This window comes from Amycolatopsis rubida, from assembly GCF_900115345.1.
Classification (GTDB): Bacteria; Actinomycetota; Actinomycetes; order Mycobacteriales; family Pseudonocardiaceae; genus Amycolatopsis; species Amycolatopsis rubida.
This window is the reverse complement of sequence record NZ_FOWC01000022.1, coordinates 76,859-95,748: the sequence shown is the minus strand read 5'-3', so window position 1 is coordinate 95,748 and position 18,890 is coordinate 76,859. Positions and strand designations below refer to the sequence as shown.

General features: G+C 71.5%; 16 protein-coding genes. 13 read left to right on the top strand and 3 right to left on the bottom strand.

Annotated elements, in window-relative coordinates:
* The first annotated feature begins 46 nt into the window (after positions 1-46).
* The 9 genes from BM362_RS42895 (at position 47) to BM362_RS42855 (ending at position 9,462) form a co-directional block, all read left to right on the top strand.
* Complete coding sequence (locus tag BM362_RS42895) at positions 47-1,747, top strand: CTP synthase (RefSeq protein WP_067588992.1); 1,701 nt, start codon at positions 47-49, stop codon at positions 1,745-1,747.
* The gene (locus tag BM362_RS42890) at positions 1,744-2,376 is read left to right on the top strand and encodes an NUDIX domain-containing protein (protein WP_067588994.1); all 633 of its coding nucleotides are present in this window, start codon (positions 1,744-1,746) and stop codon (positions 2,374-2,376) included. Before BM362_RS42895 ends, BM362_RS42890 begins: the two co-directional genes overlap by 4 nt.
* A 40-nt stretch (positions 2,377-2,416) precedes the next feature.
* Positions 2,417-3,349 (top strand): site-specific tyrosine recombinase XerD, encoded by a 933-nt coding sequence (gene xerD, locus BM362_RS42885; RefSeq protein ID WP_093577031.1) that lies wholly within the window; start codon positions 2,417-2,419, stop codon positions 3,347-3,349.
* A 132-nt stretch (positions 3,350-3,481) separates the two neighbouring features.
* Positions 3,482-4,522, top strand: a complete 1,041-nt coding sequence (locus BM362_RS42880) for a ParA family protein (RefSeq protein ID WP_244287470.1) — start codon at positions 3,482-3,484, stop codon at positions 4,520-4,522.
* Positions 4,519-4,932 carry a cobyrinic acid a,c-diamide synthase gene (locus BM362_RS42875; protein ID WP_067588996.1) on the top strand — a complete coding sequence of 138 codons (414 nt, stop codon included), beginning with the start codon at positions 4,519-4,521 and terminating at the stop codon, positions 4,930-4,932. The genes BM362_RS42880 and BM362_RS42875 overlap by 4 nt, the downstream gene beginning before the upstream one ends.
* Entirely contained in the window at positions 4,932-5,918 is a 987-nt protein-coding gene (locus BM362_RS42870; RefSeq protein WP_202505646.1) for a segregation and condensation protein A, read from the top strand. The genes BM362_RS42875 and BM362_RS42870 overlap by 1 nt, the downstream gene beginning before the upstream one ends.
* A complete protein-coding gene (scpB, locus tag BM362_RS42865) occupies positions 5,915-6,730 on the top strand; it encodes an SMC-Scp complex subunit ScpB (RefSeq protein WP_093577030.1) in 816 nt (271 codons plus the stop codon). Before BM362_RS42870 ends, scpB begins: the two co-directional genes overlap by 4 nt.
* Positions 6,720-7,472: a pseudouridine synthase gene (locus BM362_RS42860; protein WP_037815466.1), complete on the top strand. Its 753-nt coding sequence runs from the start codon at positions 6,720-6,722 to the stop codon at positions 7,470-7,472. The genes scpB and BM362_RS42860 overlap by 11 nt, the downstream gene beginning before the upstream one ends.
* A gap of 88 nt (positions 7,473-7,560) precedes the next feature.
* Positions 7,561-9,462 carry a Xaa-Pro dipeptidyl-peptidase gene (locus tag BM362_RS42855; protein ID WP_093577029.1) on the top strand — a complete coding sequence of 634 codons (1,902 nt, stop codon included), beginning with the start codon at positions 7,561-7,563 and terminating at the stop codon, positions 9,460-9,462.
* Positions 9,463-9,522: 60 nt separating this feature from the next.
* Here BM362_RS42855 and BM362_RS42850 read toward each other — a convergent pair whose 3' ends face one another.
* The 3 genes from BM362_RS42850 to BM362_RS42840 are packed head-to-tail and all read right to left on the bottom strand — an operon-like array spanning position 9,523 to position 11,600.
* Positions 9,523-10,713 (bottom strand): cation:proton antiporter, encoded by a 1,191-nt coding sequence (locus BM362_RS42850; protein WP_067589000.1) that lies wholly within the window; start codon positions 10,711-10,713, stop codon positions 9,523-9,525.
* Positions 10,713-11,195: a cation:proton antiporter regulatory subunit gene (locus tag BM362_RS42845; protein WP_009079551.1), complete on the bottom strand. Its 483-nt coding sequence runs from the start codon at positions 11,193-11,195 to the stop codon at positions 10,713-10,715. Before BM362_RS42845 ends, BM362_RS42850 begins: the two co-directional genes overlap by 1 nt.
* 36 nt (positions 11,196-11,231) lie before the next feature.
* Positions 11,232-11,600 (bottom strand): DUF4267 domain-containing protein, encoded by a 369-nt coding sequence (locus tag BM362_RS42840; protein ID WP_093577028.1) that lies wholly within the window; start codon positions 11,598-11,600, stop codon positions 11,232-11,234.
* Positions 11,601-11,793: 193 nt separating this feature from the next.
* On the opposite strand from BM362_RS42840, the gene cmk reads away from it, so the two are divergent.
* The 4 genes from cmk (at position 11,794) to BM362_RS42820 (ending at position 18,830) form a co-directional block, all read left to right on the top strand.
* Positions 11,794-12,519 (top strand): (d)CMP kinase, encoded by a 726-nt coding sequence (gene cmk / locus BM362_RS42835; RefSeq protein ID WP_067589003.1) that lies wholly within the window; start codon positions 11,794-11,796, stop codon positions 12,517-12,519.
* Positions 12,516-13,172 (top strand): lysophospholipid acyltransferase family protein, encoded by a 657-nt coding sequence (locus BM362_RS42830; protein WP_208865511.1) that lies wholly within the window; start codon positions 12,516-12,518, stop codon positions 13,170-13,172. Before cmk ends, BM362_RS42830 begins: the two co-directional genes overlap by 4 nt.
* A 16-nt stretch (positions 13,173-13,188) precedes the next feature.
* Positions 13,189-14,670 carry a ribosome biogenesis GTPase Der gene (der, locus tag BM362_RS42825; protein WP_093577027.1) on the top strand — a complete coding sequence of 494 codons (1,482 nt, stop codon included), beginning with the start codon at positions 13,189-13,191 and terminating at the stop codon, positions 14,668-14,670.
* A 272-nt stretch (positions 14,671-14,942) separates the two neighbouring features.
* Positions 14,943-18,830: a Pls/PosA family non-ribosomal peptide synthetase gene (locus BM362_RS42820; RefSeq protein ID WP_093577026.1), complete on the top strand. Its 3,888-nt coding sequence runs from the start codon at positions 14,943-14,945 to the stop codon at positions 18,828-18,830.
* Positions 18,831-18,890 lie beyond the last annotated feature (60 nt).

Here is an 18,890-nt window from a genome sequence, read left to right as displayed (position 1 = left end):
AGGCGTCGGCGAGCGATCTGCCGGGAGTGGGATATGCTGGCGGCCCGTGGGACTTCAGTCGCGGGCTACCAAGTATGTCTTTGTCACCGGAGGCGTGGCCTCCTCTCTGGGTAAGGGTCTGACGGCGTCCAGCCTCGGACAGCTGCTCACCGCGCGCGGACTTCGCGTCACGATGCAGAAGCTCGACCCGTACCTCAATGTCGACCCCGGGACGATGAACCCGTTCCAGCACGGCGAGGTGTTCGTCACCGACGACGGCGCCGAGACCGATCTCGACATCGGGCACTACGAGCGCTTCCTCGACCGCTCTCTCGACGGCAAGGCGAACGTCACCACCGGACAGGTGTACTCGGAGGTGATCGCCAAGGAACGCCGCGGCGAGTACCTCGGCGACACCGTCCAGGTGATTCCGCACATCACCGACGAGATCAAGGCGCGGATCACCGCCGCGGCCGGGCCGGACGAGAACGGCGTCGCGCCGGACGTGGTGATCACCGAGGTCGGCGGCACGGTCGGCGACATCGAGTCGCTGCCGTTCCTCGAGGCGTGCCGCCAGGTGCGCCACGACGTCGGCCGGGAGAACTGCTTCTTCCTGCACGTGTCGCTGGTGCCCTACCTCGCCCCCTCCGGCGAGCTCAAGACCAAGCCGACCCAGCACTCGGTCGCCGCGCTGCGCAACATCGGCATCCAGCCGGACGCGCTGGTGTGCCGCGCGGACCGGGAGATCCCGGACGACCTCAAGCGCAAGATCGGCCTGATGTGCGACGTCGACACCGAGGCGGTCATCGCCTGCCCGGACGCGCGCTCGATCTACGACATCCCGAAGGTGCTGCACGGCGAGGCGCTCGACGCGTACGTGGTGCGCCGGCTGGGCCTGCCGTTCCGGGACGTCGACTGGACGGTGTGGGGCGACCTGCTCGACCGCGTGCACAACCCGAGCGAGATCGTCCGGGTCGCCGTGGTGGGCAAGTACATCGACCTGCCGGACGCGTACCTCTCGGTCACCGAGGCGCTGCGCGCGGGCGGGTTCGCGCACCGCGCCAAGGTCGAGATCGTCTGGGTCGCCTCGGACGACGCGCAGACCGGATCCGGCGCGGCGTCCGTGCTGTCCGATGTGGACGGTGTGCTGATCCCGGGCGGGTTCGGCATCCGCGGCATCGAGGGCAAGGTCGGCGCGATCCACTACGCGCGCACGCACGGCGTGCCGTTGCTGGGGCTGTGCCTCGGCCTGCAGTGCATGGTCATCGAGAGCGCCCGGAACCTGGCGGGCATCGAGGACGCGAACTCGGCCGAGTTCGACGAGAACACCCAGCACCCGGTGATCTCGACCATGGCCGACCAGCGCGACGTCGTCGCGGGGGAGCGGGACATGGGCGGCACGATGCGGCTCGGCGCGTACCCGGCGAAGCTCAAGGCCGGTTCGCAGGTGGCCAAGGCGTACGGCGGCACCGAAGTGTCCGAGCGGCACCGGCACCGCTACGAGGTGAACAACGCCTACCGCAAGCAGATCGGCGACGCGGGCCTGGTCTTTTCCGGCACCTCGCCGGACGACCGGCTGGTCGAGTTCGTCGAACTGCCCGCGGACGTGCACCCGTTCTTCGTGGGCACCCAGGCGCACCCCGAGCTGAAGAGCCGCCCGACCCGGCCGCACCCGCTGTTCAGCGCGTTCGTGAAGGCCGTCGTGGACCGCAAGGTCGCCGAGCGGCTCCCGGTCGAACTGCCCGAAACGCCCGTGGCGGCTCGGTGAGCGCGCCCGGCACGCACGAGTTCTCCGTCGCCGGCAGCACGGTCGTCCACGTGGGACGCGTCGTCGGCCTCCGGGTCGACGACGTCGTGATGCCCGGCGGGAAAACCGCCCAACGCGAGGTGGTCGAACATCTCGGCGCGGTGGTGATCGCGGCGCTGGACAGCGAGGACAACGTCACCCTCGTGCACCAGTACCGGCATCCGCTCGGGCGCAGGCTGTGGGAGCTGCCCGCCGGGCTGATCGACCACCCGGGGGAGGAGCCGGTCGAGGCGGCGAAGCGCGAGCTGGCCGAGGAATCCGGGCTGGCCGCGGCCCGCTGGGAAACCCTGGTCGACGTCGCGGCCTCGCCCGGGTTCACCGACGAGGTGGTGCGGGTCTTCCTCGCGCGCGATCTGTCCGAAGTGGACCGCGAGGTGCTCGGCGAGGAGGAGGCCGACCTGGTGGTGCGGAAGTTCCCGCTCGCCGAGGCGGTCCGGATGGCCCTTTCCGGCGAGCTGGTCAACGGGGCGACCGTGTCGGGAGTGCTCTCGGCGCACGCGGTGCTGACCGGCGCGGCGGCGACGCGCCCGGCCGACGCGCCGTGGCGGGACCGGCCTTCGCGGTTCGCTCGCCGACTGGCCGAGGGCTGAATTTCCGGATTCTGCCGGTGCGCCGTCCTAGAGTGGCGGCGTGAATGACGCGAGGGTCGAGGTGCGGGGCGCGATCGCCACGTACCTCGACCACCTCGTCGTCGAACGCGGCACTGCCCGCAACACCCTCGACAGCTACTCGCGCGACCTCCGCCGCTACGCCGCCCATCTGGAAGCGGCGGGGATCGTGCGGCTGACCGAGGTCACGCCCGCGCACGTCACGTCGTTCGGAGCCGCGCTGCGCGAGGGCGACGAAGAACACCAGCCGCTGGCAGCGTCGTCGGCCGCGCGGGCGCTGGTCGCGGTGCGCGGGCTGCACAAGTTCGCGCACGCGGACGGGCTCACCGAACACGACCCGGCCCGCGACGTCCGCCCGCCCGCCGCGGCGAAGCGGCTGCCCAAGGCGTTGCCGGTCGGGGACGTCCTCAAGCTGCTCGACACTCCGCCGCCGGACGGCGAACGCGCCCTGCGCGACCGTGCGCTGCTGGAACTGCTCTATTCGACCGGAGCCCGGATTTCCGAGGCCGTCGGGCTCGATGTGGACGATGTGGACGACACCGAGCGCACCGTCCTGCTCGACGGCAAGGGCGGCAAGCAGCGGCTGGTGCCGATCGGCCGTCCCGCGCTGGAAGCACTCGACGCGTACCTGGTCCGGGCCCGCCCCGCGCTCGCCGCGAACGGCCGGGGCGCCTCGGCGATCTTCCTCAACGCCCGCGGCAGCCGGCTCTCCCGGCAGAGCGCGTGGCAGGTGCTCAAGGACACCGCCGAGCGAGCCGGGATCACCGCCGCGGTGTCGCCGCACACCCTGCGCCACTCGTTCGCGACCCACCTGCTGGAGGGCGGCGCGGACGTCCGCGTGGTGCAGGAACTGCTCGGCCACGCCTCGGTGACCACGACCCAGGTGTACACGCTCGTCACGGTCACGACGCTGCGAGAGGTCTACGCCACCGCGCATCCGCGCGCGCTCGGCTGAACGCTCGACCGCCCTAGAGCCTTCCCACGCTGCGGTGACTCGGCCCGTGCGGCCCGGCGCGGCGCTTTGCCGGTGCTCCGGAAATCCGCATAGGCTCCCCGGAGACCCCGCCGAACAAGGAGCTTTCGCGCCATGTCGACACCGACCCCGAACCAGCCGGAGGACCCGGCAGCGTCCGCCGGGCCAGCCGGGCTGTCCGGGTCCGCCGGGTCCTCCGGTTCGGCCGCGGCGAACCTGGAGCACGCGCGGATCGCCACGCCGGCGTACCACGAGGGCGACGAGCCGGAACGGCCGCTGACCCGCGCCGAACGCGCCCGGATGCGGGCGAAGGAGCGCGCGGAGAGCGGGATCGGGCCGACCGGGCGCCCGCTGCGCGAGATCCCCGAGCCGCCGCCGCTGGAGCGGCACGGCCCGGCGAAGGTGCTCGCCATGTGCAACCAGAAGGGCGGGGTCGGCAAGACCACGTCCACGATCAACCTCGGCGCCGCGCTCGCCGAATGCGGCCGCCGGGTGCTGCTGGTCGACTTCGACCCGCAGGGCGCGCTGTCGGTCGGGCTCGGCATCCAGCCGCACGAACTGGACCAGACGGTCTACAACGTCATCATGGAGCGCTCGGTGCAGATCGAGGACGTGCTCCGCAAAACCCGCGTCGACGGCGTTGACCTGCTGCCGAGCAACATCGACCTGTCCGCGGCGGAGGTCCAGCTCGTCGCGGAGGTAGGGCGCGAGCACACGTTGTTACGGGTCCTTCGTCCGGTGCTGAACGACTACGACTATGTTCTTGTCGACTGCCAGCCCTCGCTCGGCCTGTTGACGGTGAACGCATTGACCGCCGCGGACGGTGTGATCATCCCCCTGGAGTGCGAGTTCTTCAGTCTGCGAGGCGTCGCGCTCCTGATCGACACGATCGAGAAGGTGCAGGAACGCCTCAACCCCAAACTGGACATCACGGGGATTCTCGCCACGATGTACGACCCGAGAACCCTGCACTCGAAGGAGGTCATGGCTCGCGTGGTCGAGGCATTCGGCGACACCGTGTTCGACACGGTGATCAACCGCACCGTGCGGTTCCCCGAGACGACGGTCGCGGGCGAGCCCATCACGACCTGGGCCCCCAAGTCCGCCGGCGCCGCGGCTTACCGCGCGCTGGCCCGTGAGGTGATCGCGCGGTGAGCAGGCGCGCTTCCCTGCCCGGAGCGTCGGAGCTTTTCCGCCTCACCTCCAGTCCGGCCGCCCCCGCGCTCGAACGACCCGCCGTGCCCGCTCCCGCGGAACCGGTGGCTCCGCGCAAGCCGAGCGCGCCCGCCGAGGCCGACCAGCTGTCCCGCAACGCGGCGCGCAGCGGGTCCGGGCGCACCAAACACGACGCGAAGATCACCGTGTACGTCTCCGGCGAGGAACTGCTCGCGATGGAGCAGGCCCGGCTGAACCTGCGCGCCAAGCACGACCTGGTGGTCGACCGCGGCAGGCTGGTCCGCGAGGCGGTCGCCGTGCTGCTCGCCGACTTCGACCAGCGCGGCGAGGACTCCGTGCTGGTGCAGCGATTGCGGGCGAACAGCGAGGACGGCGGAACCGAGGGCTGATGGACGAACCGGCATCGGCCGAGCTGCCGGAGCCGGAAGCGGCAGTCTCGGAGAACACTGCTAGCGCTGAGAACACCGACGGTGCCGCGGCCGCGGACGTCCCGGAGACTCCCGGCGACGCTCCGGCCGAGCACGAGACGGTGCACGGCGGCACCATCCCCGAGGGATACGCCGCCGACGAGGGCTCCTCGAAGTTCAAGGTGCGGCTGCAGAACTTCGAGGGCCCGTTCGACCTGCTGCTGCAGCTGATCTCGCAGCACCAGCTGGACGTCACCGAGGTCGCCCTGCACACGGTCACCGACGACTTCATCGCCTACACCCGCGCGCTCGGCCCGGACTGGAACCTCGACGAGACCACCGAGTTCCTGGTGATCGCCGCGACCCTGCTCGACCTCAAGGCCGCCCGGCTGCTGCCCGCGGCCGAGGTCGAGAACGAGGACGACCTCGCGTTGCTGGAAGCCCGCGACGTGCTGTTCGCGCGGATGCTGCAGTACCGCGCGTACAAGCAGGTGGCCGCGCTGTTCGGCGAGCTGGAGGAAGGCGCGCTGCGGCGGTACCCGCGGTCGGTGGCGCTGGAGGAGCGGTATCTCGGGCTGCTGCCGGAGGTGATGCTGGGCGTCACGCCGGAACGGTTCGCGGAGATCGCGGTCGCGGTGTTCCGGCCGAAACCGCCGCCGCAGGTGTCGATCGCGCACATCCACATGGGCCGCGTGTCCGTGCGCGAGCACGCCGCGCTGCTGCGGCTGAAGCTCGCCGAGGCCGGGCAGGCGACGTTCAAGGAACTGACCTCGGACTGCGAGCACACGGTGGAGGTCGTGGCCCGGTTCCTGGCGCTGCTGGAGCTGTACCGCGAATCGTCGGTGCAGTTCGACCAGCTGGAGGCACTGGCGGAACTGCACGTCCGCTGGACCGGCGGCAGCGTGGCCGAGGCGTCCGCCGCCGCCGAGCACGACCGCGCGGCGGCCGAGGAGGAGGAATACGGGTGAGCACCGAAGACGACGGCGCACCGGTCGAGCAGGCCGAGGAGACTGAGCCGGAAACCGCGCCGCAGCCGGAAAACGAGGCGGAGCCTGTCGCGTCAGCTCCTGCGGCGGAAGCCGAGGCCCCGGAGCCAGCCGAAACCGAGCCGCAAGCAGAAGCCGAGCCCGAAACAGAAGCCGAGCCCGAAGCTGACGGAACCCCCGAAGCCGATCCGGAAGCCGCCGAGCCTTCCGATGACGAAGGCCTGGTCGCCGTGGACAGCGGCCTGCCCAGCGTCGAGGACGACGAGGCGCTCGAAGCCGCCCTCGAAGCCTTGCTGCTCGTCGTGGATTCGCCGATCGCGGAGGATTCTCTCGCCGAAACGCTGGACCAGCCGGTCGCCAGGGTGACCGTCGCGCTGCGCACCATGGCGCAGAAGTTCGCCGAGCGGGCCAGCGGGATCGACCTGCGGCGCGTCGGCGAAGGGTGGCGGTTCTACACTAGGGACACCTACGCCCCGTTCGTGGAGAAGCTCCTGCTGGACGGCCAGCGGTCGAAGCTGACCAGGGCCGCGCTGGAGAGCCTCGCCGTGATCGCGTACCGGCAGCCGGTCACCCGGGCCCGGGTCGCGGCGGTGCGCGGGGTGAACGTGGACGGCGTGATCCGGACCCTGCTGGCGCGGGGGCTCATCGAGGAGATGGGCACCGACCCGGAGACCACGGGCACGCTGTACGTGACGACCGAGCTGTTCCTGGAGCGACTGGGGCTGTCGTCGCTGAACGACCTGCCCCCGATCGCTCCGCTGCTACCCGAAGTGGACACCATCGATGACATCTGAGCAACACCCCGACGGCATCCGCCTGCAGAAGGTCCTGTCGCAGGCGGGCGTGGCGTCGCGCCGGGCGGCCGAAGACCTGATCGCGGCCGGCCGGGTCGAGGTGGACGGCGAGGTCGTCACCGAACTCGGTCGCCGCGTGCACCCGGACGAGGCGGTGATCCACGTCGACGGCACGCGGGTCAACCTCCGCGACGACCTCGTGTACCTCGCGTTCAACAAGCCCAAGGGCGTGCACTCCACGATGTCGGACGACCGGGGCCGCCCGTGCGTCGGCGACTACCTGCGCGGCCGGTGGGAGGAGACCCCGGGCGTCGTGCACGTCGGGCGGCTCGACGAGAACACCGAGGGCCTGCTGCTGCTGACCAACGACGGCGACCTCGGGCACCGGCTGATGCACCCGTCGTACCGGGTGCTCAAGACCTACTTCGCCGAAGTCGAGGGCCTGGTGCCGCGCGGGCTGGGCAAGGAGCTGCGCGCGGGCTGGGAGCTGCCGGACGGGATCGTGAAGGTCGACCAGTTCCGGGTCAAGGACATGCATTCCGGCCGGAGCATGATCGAGCTGGTGATCCACGAGGGCCGCAAGCACATCGTGCGCAGGCTGATGGCGGCCACCGGGCATCCGGTCCGCAAGCTGGTGCGCACCGCGGTCGGCGACGTGCAGCTGGGCAATCAGCGCCAGGGCACGATCCGCAGGCTGAACCGCGGCGAGGTCGGCACGCTGTACCGCACCGTGGGACTCTGACCGGTTCCCCACTTTCGGCCCTGCTGCCGGACCCCGCCGCCCGGGTTGAGTTGTCGGTACCCGACGACGACTCTGGAGGGCGACGGGAATGCGTGTGCTGACAGGGCTGTGCGCCGCCGCGGTGCTGGCCGCGGGAGTGGTGGCGCCGGCGGCCGCGACGGCCGCCCCGGCGAGAACCGGCACCGAACCGGTGTACGACTACGCCGGGGCGATCCGCGAGACGGTGTGGGTCGACCTCGGCCGGGACGGCGACGGGGACGGCGTGCCGGACCGGGTCGCCGCCGACATCGTGCGGCCGAAGGAACCGGCCGAGGCGGGCAAGAAGATCCCGGTGATCATGGACGCCAGCCCGTACTACTCCTCGGTGGGGCGCGGCAACGAAACCCAGTTCAAGACGTACGACGCGCAGGGCCGCCCGGTCGGCTTCCCGCTGTTCTACGACAACTACTTCGTCCCGCGCGGCTACGCGACGGTGCTCGTGGACCTGGCGGGCACCAACCGGTCGACCGGCTGCGTCGACGTCGGCGGCAACTCGGACGTCCAGTCGGCCAAGAAGGTCGTGGACTGGCTGAACGGCCGCGCGACCGGCTATACCGCGAAAACCGGCGGCACGAAGATGTCGGCGGGCTGGAGCGACGGCGGCGTCGGGATGATCGGCAAGTCCTACGACGGCACCATCGCCAACGGCGTCGCCTCGACCGGCGTCGAGGGGCTCAAGACCATCGTGCCGATCTCCGCGATCAGCTCCTGGTACGACTACTACCGCTCGGACGGCGTCTCGTTCGGCTTCAACCCGGACGGGCTCGCGCAGACCGTCGAGCAGCGCAACGGCGGCCAGGATTGTTCGGCGCAGAACCGGAAACTCGCCGAGGGCGCGACCGGGAACGGCGATTACGGGCCGCTGTGGGCGGAGCGCGACTACGTGGCGAACGCGAAGAACGTGCGCGCCAGCGTGTTCATCTCGCACGGCGTGAACGATCTGAATGTCATGCCGATCAACTACGGCCAATGGTGGGACGCGCTCGCCGCGAAGGGCGTGCAGCGCAAGATCTGGCTTGCGCAGACCGGCCACGTCGACCCGTTCGACTACCGCCGCACCGAGTGGGTCGACACCCTGCACCGGTGGTTCGACCACTACCTGATGGGCGTCGACAACGGCATCGAGAAGGAACCGCAGGCGACCGTCGAGCGCCAGCCGGACCAGTGGGCGAACGAAGCGACCTACCCGGCACCGGGCACGAAGGCCACGATCCTGCGTCCGCAGCCAGGCCGTACGGCAGGCGTCGGCACGCTCGGCACTGCGGGCAGCCGGGGCACCGCGTCGTTCACCGACAACCCGAGCGCGGGGGAGAACGAGTGGGCGGCGAATCCGTCGGCCACGTCGGCGAACCGTGTGCTCTACAGCACCGCCGCGCTCACCTCGCCGGTGCAGGTCTCGGGCACCTCGTCGATCACCGTGACGGCCACGCCGAGCACCTCGACCGCGCATCTGTCGGCGATGCTGGTGGACTACGGCCCGGCGACGATCCGCAATTTCTCCGGCCCCGGCGAGGGAATCGTGACCGGCACGGACCGCACGTGCTGGGGTTCGAGCACTGACGGCGACAGCGCCTGCTACAAGGTGACCAGCGCGGACACGAAGAACGTGGACTACACGATCATCAGCCGCGGCTGGGCGGATCTGGCGAACTACCAGTCGCTGAGCCGGGAAGCGCGGCTCACGCCGGGCAAGGCGTACACGATGACGTTCCGTCTCGCGAGCACGGACCACGTCGTCCCGGCCGGGCACCGACTGGCGCTGGTGATCGGCGGGACGGACGCCAATTTCATCACCGCGCCGGCGAATCCGCCGAAGCTGACCATCGACCTGGCCAAGACCTCGGCCCAGGTCCCGCTGGCCGGTGCGGTTCCGGCGCGTCCGCGGACGGAATCCGCCCCCGCGGGCCCCCTGGCGCACGTCCCCGCGGCCGCGCGCTTCGACCTGCGTTGACGAAAGCCGTGAGGGGGACCCTGAGGGAATCAGATTCCCTCAGGGTCCCCCTCACGAACGTCAGCTGGCGGTGACGGTTTCCTTCGCGGCGGCCTTGCGCTGCATGGCTTTCGCGATCGGCTCGACCACTCGCGCGGCGGTCGGCCCGAGGATCGCCATCAGCAGTACGTAAGCCGTCGCCAGCGCGGCCAGTTCGCCGTCCACCGCGCCGGCGGTGACCGCCAGCCCGGCGATGACGATCGAAAACTCGCCTCGTGCGACCAAAGCCGCCCCGGCACGGGCCCGGCCCAACCGGCCGATCTTCTGCCGTCGAGCAGCCCACCATCCAGTAGCCACCTTCGTCACAGTGGTCACGACAGCGAGCACGGCGGCCCAGCCGAGCACCGGCGGGATCGACGACGGATTGGTGTTCAGCCCGAACACCACGAAGAACATCGCGGCGAACAAATCCCGCAACGGCTCCAGCAGCCGGGTCGCGTTGTGCGCGGTCGATCCGGACACCGCGATGCCCAGCAGGAACGCCCCGACCGCCGCCGAAACCTGCAACGCCGAAGCGATCCCGGCCACCAGCAGCGCCGCACCGAGGATCTTGAGCAGGAAGACTTCCCGGTCGTCGCTGTCCACCAGCGCCGACACATACCGCCCGAACTTGAGCGCGATCACCAGCACCACGGTGATCACCAGCAGTGAAATCCCGACCGCTTCCAGCCCGCCGAGCAGGCTCACCCCGCCGAGAATCGCGGTCAGGATCGGCAGGTACAGCGCCATCACGAGGTCCTCGAACACGAGGATCGACAGCACCACCGGCGTCTCGCGGTTACCAAGCCGCCCCAAATCGCCGAGGACCTTCGCGATGATTCCGGACGACGAGATGTACGTGACGCCCGCCATGACGATCGCGCCGATCGGGCCCCAGCCCAGGAGCAGCGCGACCGCCGCGCCGGGGGCGGCGTTGAGCACGATGTCCACCAGGCCTGCGGTCCAGGACCGCCGCATCCCGTTGAACAGTTCGGCCGCGGAGTACTCCAGGCCGAGCAGCAGGAGCAGCAGCACCACGCCGATCTCGCTGGCGAGGTGGGAGAAATCGCCGATGTCGGCGAGCGGGATCAGCCCGCCCGAGCCGAAGCACAGGCCGCCGAGCAGGTACAGGGGGATGGGGGAGAGGCCGATCCGGCCGGCGAGCCTGCCCAGCGCGCCGAGCACGAAGAAGACCGCGCCGAGCTCGACCAGCGAAAGTGCGGTGTGATCCATCAGCCGTGCTTGAGGATCTTGGCGGCGGCTTCCAGGCCCTCGGAAGTCCCGACCACGACGAGCAGGTCGCCCGCGGTGAAGAGGAAGTCCGGCGTCGGCGAGGGGTGCACCTGCCCGGCTCGCATCACCGCGACGATCGAGACGCTGGTGCGCGTGCGCATCGCGGTGTCGCCGAGCGAACGGCCGTCGAACGGGCTGTCCGCCGTGATCGGCAGCTGCTTCGTGTTGATGCCCGGCAGCTCGCGGTGCTCCTCGTTCAGCTGCGCCACCAGCTGCGGCGCGCCGAGCAGGTTCGAGAGGGCGCCCGCCTCGTCCGCGGTCAGCGGCAGCGACGCGAGGCAGGCGTCCGGATCGTCGGACTTGGAGACGATCAGCTCGATCTTGCCGTCCCGCTGGGTCACGACGCCGATGCGGCGGCCCGCGCGGGTGGCGAAGTCCTTGCGGACACCGATTCCGGGAAGAGGGGTGACTTCGACGTTCACATCAGCCACGGTAACTCATTGTCCGATTCGCCGAGTTCAGCCCAGCAGGAACAGCACCGAGGTGGCGGCCATGAACGCGGCGGTCGCGCCGTGCACTCCGTAGGCCGCGCTCTTCTTGCCCTTGTGCCGCAGGATGATCAGCATGTCGCAGACCGGCATGACGGTCGCGGCCAGCAGCAGCCAGCCGGCCAGGTGCGCGCTGCCCGCGAGCATCGCGACGCCGAGGATCAGCCCGGTGCCGAGGTCGCGGTTCCCCTTGATCTCGAAGAACGCCGTCGATCCGGCCGGGATTTCCCGCAGGCCGAACGTCGCGGCGGTCTTCGCCGGGGCGAACAGATAGGCGAACCCGACGTAGATGATGCCGAGGACGGGGATGGCGGCGAGGACGTAAGCGGTGATCAGCATGGGAACCCCGGTGAGTTAGCAGTGCTAGGAACAAACGCAACGCTAGATTAGCGCCGCTAGATTGTCTAGCGACGCCTGAAACTCCGCCGCGGGCACCGCCTGAGGTGCCGGGATCGGCTACGGGCAGAATGAACCGGACGGGGTGTGCGGGACGAACGTGAGGAGAGCATCGGTGACGGGAGCCCTACGTGGGGTGGTCGCGCTGGACGGCCCGTCGGGAACCGGCAAGACCACGGTGGCGCGCAAGCTCGCCGGACGGCTGAGCGCCCGCTACCTCGACACCGGAGCGATGTACCGCGTCGTCACGCTCGCCGTGCTGCGGGCCGGGATCGATCTCGACGACGAACACGCCGTCGGCGCGCTCGCCCACGACGTCGGCTTCTCGCTCGGCACTGACCCGGAACGGCCGGACGTCCGGCTGGCCGGCGAGGACGTCGCGGCCGAGATCCGCGGCCCCGAGGTGACCCGCGCGGTGTCGCCGGTGTCAGCCGTGCCGCAGGTGCGCGAGGTGCTCGTCGCCCGTCAGCGCCGGATCATCGCCGACGCGGTCGAGGGCGAGGGCGGGATCGTCGTGGAGGGCCGCGACATCGGCACCACCGTCGCGCCGGAATCGCCGCTCAAGATCTACCTCACCGCCTCGGCCGAGGTCCGCGCCGCGCGGCGGAACACCCAGGACTCCGCGGCGGGCCGCGCTTCGAGCGTCGAGTCCGCCCGCGAATCGGTGGAGCGCCGCGACCGGATCGACTCCACGCGCGCCGCCTCGCCGCTGCGCGCGGCCGGGGACGCGGTCCAGGTGGACACCTCCGAGCTGACGATCGACCAGGTGATCGTCGCGCTGGCCGAACTCGCCCGCGGGCGGGGGCTGCTCGGCGACTGCCCGGCCGAACCCGCCGCCGCCGAGGCCGGGGTCAGCCGGTGAGCGGCGCCCTGCCCGAAGGGGCGAACGGCCTCCTGCACGACGTCGGCCGGATCTCCGGCCGGTATTATCTGCGTCCGGCGTTCCGGATCCGGGTGCACGGCCGCGACCGGGTGCCCGCCGGCGGGCCGCTCGTGGTGATCGCGAACCACAGTTCGAACGTCGATCCGCAGCTGGTGATCGGTTTGCTTCCGCGCCGCAGCGCGTTCTTGGCCAAGGCCGAGCTGTTCACCGGGATCGGCGGCCGGTTCCTGCGGGCGATCGGCCAGATCCCGGTCCGCCGGGGCGAGATCGACCGGACGCCGCTGACCACGGCGGTCGGAGTGCTCAAGGCGGGCGGGGCGGTCGGGGTCTTCCCGGAAGGCACGCGCGGCGGGGGCGACGTCGGGGCCGCGGAGCGCGGTGCGGCGTGGCTGGTGCGCGCTTCGGGAGCCACCGTGCTGCCGATCGCGATCCGCGGGACGCGCAAACCCGCCGACGGCAAGCGCCGCTGGCGCCCGCGCGTGGACCTCCTCTTCGGGGAGCCGTTCGCGCTGAAGGTCGGTCCGGGCCGCAAGGGCTTGGACCAGGGCACCGAAGAGCTGCGCACGCAGCTCGCGGCGCTCGTGCAGGCTTTGGACGACTGGCGTGGCGAACACGGGTTCGCCACGCCGTAGGTGAAGTTGGGAAACGATGACAGGGTTTGACGCCGCCGACAGTGCGGTGGACGGGCTGGGCGAGGTCGACGGAAGCTGGTCCGACGAGTCCGAGTTCGCCGCGCTCGACGCGCAGATCGAGGCCGAGGAAGCGGACGGCCGGGCGGCCGCCGCGCAGCCGGTGCTCGCCGTGGTCGGGCGGCCGAACGTGGGCAAGTCCACGCTGGTCAACCGCATCCTCGGCCGCCGGGAAGCGGTCGTGCAGGACGTGCCGGGCGTGACGCGCGACCGCGTCGCCTACGACGCCTTCTGGGCCGGGCGCCGGTTCACGCTCGTCGACACCGGCGGCTGGGAGCCCGACGCCACCGGCTTGCAGGCCTCGGTCGCGGCGCAGGCGGAGATGGCCATGCGGACCGCGGACGCGGTGCTGCTGGTCGTCGACGCGACGGTGGGGGCCACCACCACCGACGAGGCCGTCGCGCGCGTGCTGCGCCGTTCGAAGAAGCCGGTCCTGCTGGCCGCGAACAAGGTGGACGACGACCGGCTGCTGGCCGACACCGCGTCGCTGTGGTCGCTGGGTCTCGGCGAACCGCATCCGGTCAGCGCGCTGCACGGGCGCAGCTCGGGCGACCTGCTCGACTCGATCATGGCCGCGCTGCCCGAGGCCCCGCGCGAAGCGGGCACGGTGACCGCCGGGCCGCGCCGCGTCGCGCTGGTCGGCAAGCCGAACGTCGGCAAGTCCAGCCTGCTCAACCGGCTTTCCGGCGAGCAGCGCTCGGTGGTCGACTCGGTCGCGGGCACCACGGTCGACCCGGTCGACTCGCTGGTCGAGCTGGACGGCGAGATCTGGCGGTTCGTGGACACCGCGGGCTTGCGCAAGCGCGTGAACTTCGCCGACGGCGCGGAGTACTACGCCTCGCTGCGCACCAAGACCGCGATCGACGCGGCCGAGGTCGCGCTCGTGCTGCTGGACGCCTCGGAACCGCTGACCGAACAGGACCTGCGGGTGCTGACGATGGTGGTCGAGGCGGGCCGGGCGTGCGTGCTCGTGTTCAACAAGTGGGACCTCGTCGACGAGGACCGCCGGTACGCGATGGTGCGCGAGCTGGACCGCGGCCTCGTGCGGGTGCCGTGGGCGGAGAAGGTCAACGTCTCCGCGCTCACCGGGCGCGCGGTGCGCAAGCTCGCGCCCGCCCTGCGCACGGCGCTGTCGTCGTGGGACCAGCGCGTGTCGACCGGCCAGCTCAACGGCTGGCTGTCCGACCTCGTCGCGGCCACGCCGCCGCCGGTGCGCGGCGGCAAGCAGCCGAAGGTGCTGTTCGCGACGCAGGCGGGCATCCGCCCGCCGACGCTGGTGCTGTTCACCACCGGGTTCCTGGAGGCAGGCTACCGCCGGTTCATCGAGCGGAAATTCCGCGAGCAGTTCGGCTTCGCGGGCAGTCCCGTCCGGGTGAATGTGCGCGTCCGCGAAAAGAAGCAGAAGCCCAAGGCGGGCGGAAAAGCGGCCCGCAACCGCTGATTCCTTTCCCGGCAAGGGAATCCCGGAGAACTCGATTTCCCGGGATTCCCTTGCCCGGCCTGCGTGTCGTGACGTCCGACACGCGGCCGTTACCCGGACGCGACCTGGGCTTGATTGCCGCGTAAGGTGGACGGTCGCTACGGGCGCCTCATTCGGACGGCAAGCCCGAATGACGCTCGCGAAAGGTGAGTGATGGGCTTGCGCGCCCAGAGTTCGACCGTGCCCACCTCGTTCCGGAATACCGGAGCGCGCCCGGCCGCCGAGGTGGCCCGGTGACGCTGACCGCCGATTCCGGCAGCACCGAAGCCCTGACCCTCGCCGTCGAGGCCGCGCTCTCGCCCGCTCTGTTCGAGACCGCCGCCCCCGCCGCCGAGCGCACCCTTCTGGACGTCTTCACCGCGACCGCGGAGCGGCACCCGAACGCCGCCGCGCTCGACGACGGCACCGGCCCGCTGAGCTACCGCAGGCTGACGGAAGAGATCGACGCCTACGCTCGCAAGCTGCGCGAGCACGGCGTCGGCCTCGGCGACTGCGTCGGCATCCGGATCTCCTCCGGCTCCGCCGAGCTGTACGTCGCGATCCTGGCGACGCTGTCGGTCGGCGCGGCCTACGTGCCGGTCGACGCGGACGATCCCGACGAGCGCGCTGAGCTGGTGTTCGGCGAGGCAGGCGTCGCGGCGATCGCCACCGACGGCGAGATCACCGTCGCCGGGACCCCGAGCGGCGTCACCGGACGGCCCGGCCCGGCCGACGACGCGTGGATCATCTTCACCTCCGGCTCCACCGGCAAGCCGAAGGGCGTCGCGGTCACGCACGCCTCGGCGGCGGCTTTCGTGGACGCCGAGGCACAGCTTTTCCTGACCGACGAGCCGATCGGCCCCGGCGACCGGGTGCTGGCCGGGCTGAGCGTCGCGTTCGACGCCTCCTGCGAAGAAATGTGGCTCGCCTGGCGGCACGGTGCCTGCCTGGTGCCCGCGCCGCGCGCGCTGGTGCGCACCGGTGTCGACCTCGGCCCGTGGCTGGTCGCGCAGGGCATCACTGTCGTCTCGACGGTGCCGACGCTGGCCGCGCTGTGGCCGGCGGACGCGCTGGAGGACGTGCGCCTGCTCATCTTCGGCGGCGAAGCCTGCCCGCCGGAGCTGGCCGAGCGCGTGGCCGTCGAAGGCCGCGAGGTGTGGAACACCTACGGCCCGACCGAAGCGACCGTCGTCGCCTGCGCCGCGCAGATGACCGGTGAGGGTCCGGTGCGGATCGGCCTGCCGCTGGTCGGCTGGCAGCTGGTCGTGGTGAACGAAGCGGGCGAGCCGGTCGCCATGGGCGAGACCGGCGAGCTGGTCATCGGCGGGGCCGGGCTCGCCCGGTATCTCGACGCGGAGAAGGACGCGCAGAAGTTCGCGCCGCTGCCGTCGATGGGCTGGGAGCGCGCCTATCGCAGCGGCGACATGGTCCGCGCGGAGCCGGAAGGCCTGCTGTTCCTCGGCAGGCTCGACGAGCAGATCAAGCTCGGCGGCCGCCGGATCGAGCTGGGCGAGGTGGACGCGGCGCTGCAGGCGCTGCCCGGCGTGCGCGGCGCGGCCGCCGCGGTCCGCCGCACCAAGGCGGGCAACCAGGTCCTGGTCGGCTACATCGTCCCCGACGACGGCGAAACCCTCGACACCGACGACGCCGCGACCCGGCTGCGCGCGCAGCTGCCCGCCGCGCTGGTGCCACTGCTCGCGACGATCGAGGACCTGCCGACCCGCACGTCCGGCAAGGTCGACCGCGCCGCGCTGCCGTGGCCGCTGTCCACTGTGGACGCGAGCGCGGCCGGGCTGTCGCCGACCGAGGCGTGGCTGGCCGAAGGCTGGAGCGAGATCCTCGGCGTGTCGGTGAGCAATGCCGGTGCCGACTTCTTCACCAACGGCGGCGGCAGCCTCACCGCGGCGCAGCTGATCGCGCGCATCCGCACCCGCTACGCCGAGGTGTCGGTCAGCGACATCTACCAGAATCCGAAGCTGGGCGCGCTGGCCGCGAAGCTGGACGCGCTGAGCGGCGAGGAGACCGAGCGCCGCGAGATCGCGCCGACGCCGCGCCGCGCCGGGCTCGTGCAGTCCCTGCTGATGGTCCCGCTGATGGGCCTCGTCGGCCTGCGCTGGACCACGCTCGCCGCCGCCTGCTCGAACGTGCTGGCGCTGCTGGGCGTTTCCTGGGCACCGACGCTGAACTGGGCGTGGCTGGTGCTCGCCTGGCTCGTGCTGTTCACCCCGGCGGGGCGGATCGCCATCGCCGCGGGCGGCGCGCGCGTGCTGCTGTCCGGGGTCCGCCCTGGTGCCTACCCGCGCGGCGGGAGTGTCCACTTGCGACTGTGGACCGCCGAGAAGCTGGCCGAGTTCAGCGGCGCGGACAGCGTCGCGGGCGCGTCGTGGATGACGACGTACGCGAAGGCGCTCGGCGCGCGCATCGGCAAGGACGTCGACCTGCACTCGCCGCCGCCGGTCACCGGTTTCCTCAAACTGGGCCGCGGCGCGGCGGTGGAGCCCGAGGTCGATCTGTCCGGCCACTGGGTCGACGGCGACCTCGTGCGCATCGGCAAGATGCGGATCGGGGCCGAGGCCCGGGTCGGCGCGCGCAGCACACTGTTCCCCGGTGCCCGGATCGGCAAGGGCGCGGAGATCGCCGCCGGTTCGACCGTGCGCGGCGCGGTCCCGGCGGGCCAGCGCTGGGCCGGTTCGCCCGCGGTGCGCTCGGACCTGAAAGACGCGCTGAAGTGGCCGTCGAGCCGTCCGCCGCGGTCGCGGTTCTGGGCTTCGGTGTACGGCGCGACCTCGGTGTTGCTCGGGCTGCTGCCCGGGATCGCCGCGCTGCCCGGAGTCGTGGTGATCGGTTATGCGGTCGCTGGCACCTCTGATTTGGGTGCTGCGCTGGGCCAGGCGCTGCTGTTCGTGCCGGTCGCCACCGTCGCCTACTTCCTGACCTACGCGCTGCTTGTGCTGGCCGGGGTCCGCGCGCTGGGCGTCGGCATGGTCGAGGGCTACCACCCGGTGCACGGCCGCGTCGCGTGGCAGGTCTGGGCGACCGAGCGGCTGATGGGGATGGCCCGCGAAGGCCTGTTCCCGTTGTACGCCAGCCTGTTCACGCCGGTGTGGCTGCGGCTGCTCGGCGCGAAGGTCGGCCGCAACGTGGAGGCGTCTACGGTGCTCGCGCTGCCGAAGATGACCAAAGTCGACAGTGGCGCGTTCCTCGCCGACGACACCATGGTCGCCACCTACGAACTGGGCCACGGCTGGCTGCACGCCGCCCCGGCGCGGATCGGCAAGCAGGCCTTCCTCGGCAACTCGGGGATGACCGCGCCGGGCCGTTCGGTGCCCAAGCGCGGGCTGGTCGGGGTGCTGTCCTCGACGCCGGCGAAGGCGAAGAAGGGCTCGTCGTACCTGGGCATGCCGCCGCTGCCGGTGCGCCGCGCGGTGGAGGAGAGCGACACCAGCCGCACGTACACACCGCCGCCGCACCTCAAGGCGGCGCGGGCGCTGGTCGAGCTGTGCCGGATCCTGCCGGTGATGTGCGCGGTCGCGCTGACCGTCGGCGTCGCGGGTTCCCTGCTGGCGCTGGCGGCGTGGGGCGGTTTCTGGGTCGCCGCGCTGCTGGCCGGGCCGGTGCTGCTGGCGGCCGGAATCGTCGCCGCGCTCACCGCGACCGCGGCGAAGTGGCTGCTGGTCGGGAAGTTCCGCGAGATCGACCATCCGCTGTGGAGTTCGTTCGTGTGGCGCAACGAGCTGGCCGACACGTTCGTCGAGGCGCTCGCGGTGCCGTGGCTGATCGGGTCGCTCGGCGGCACGCCGCTGCTGCCCGCGTGGCTGCGCACGATGGGCGTCAAGATCGGCCGCGGCGTGTGGCTCGACACCTACTGGCTGCCCGAGTCGGACCTGGTCGAACTGGGCGACGGCGCGACGATCAACCGCGGCTGCGTGGTGCAGACGCACCTGTTCCACGACCGGATCATGACCATGTCGCGGGTGCGGCTGGAAGAGGGCGCGACGCTCGGCCCGCACGGGATCGTGCTGCCGGGCGCGAGCATCGGCGCGCGCACCACGGTGGGCCCCGGCTCGCTCGTGACGCGCGGCGACGCGGTGCCCGCCGACAGCCGCTGGCTCGGCAATCCGATCTCGGCCTGGCGGCGGTGAGGCCACGACCGTTGCGGACCCCGCCCCGGCGCCTCATCCTGGAAAAGATCACGGCGGCGG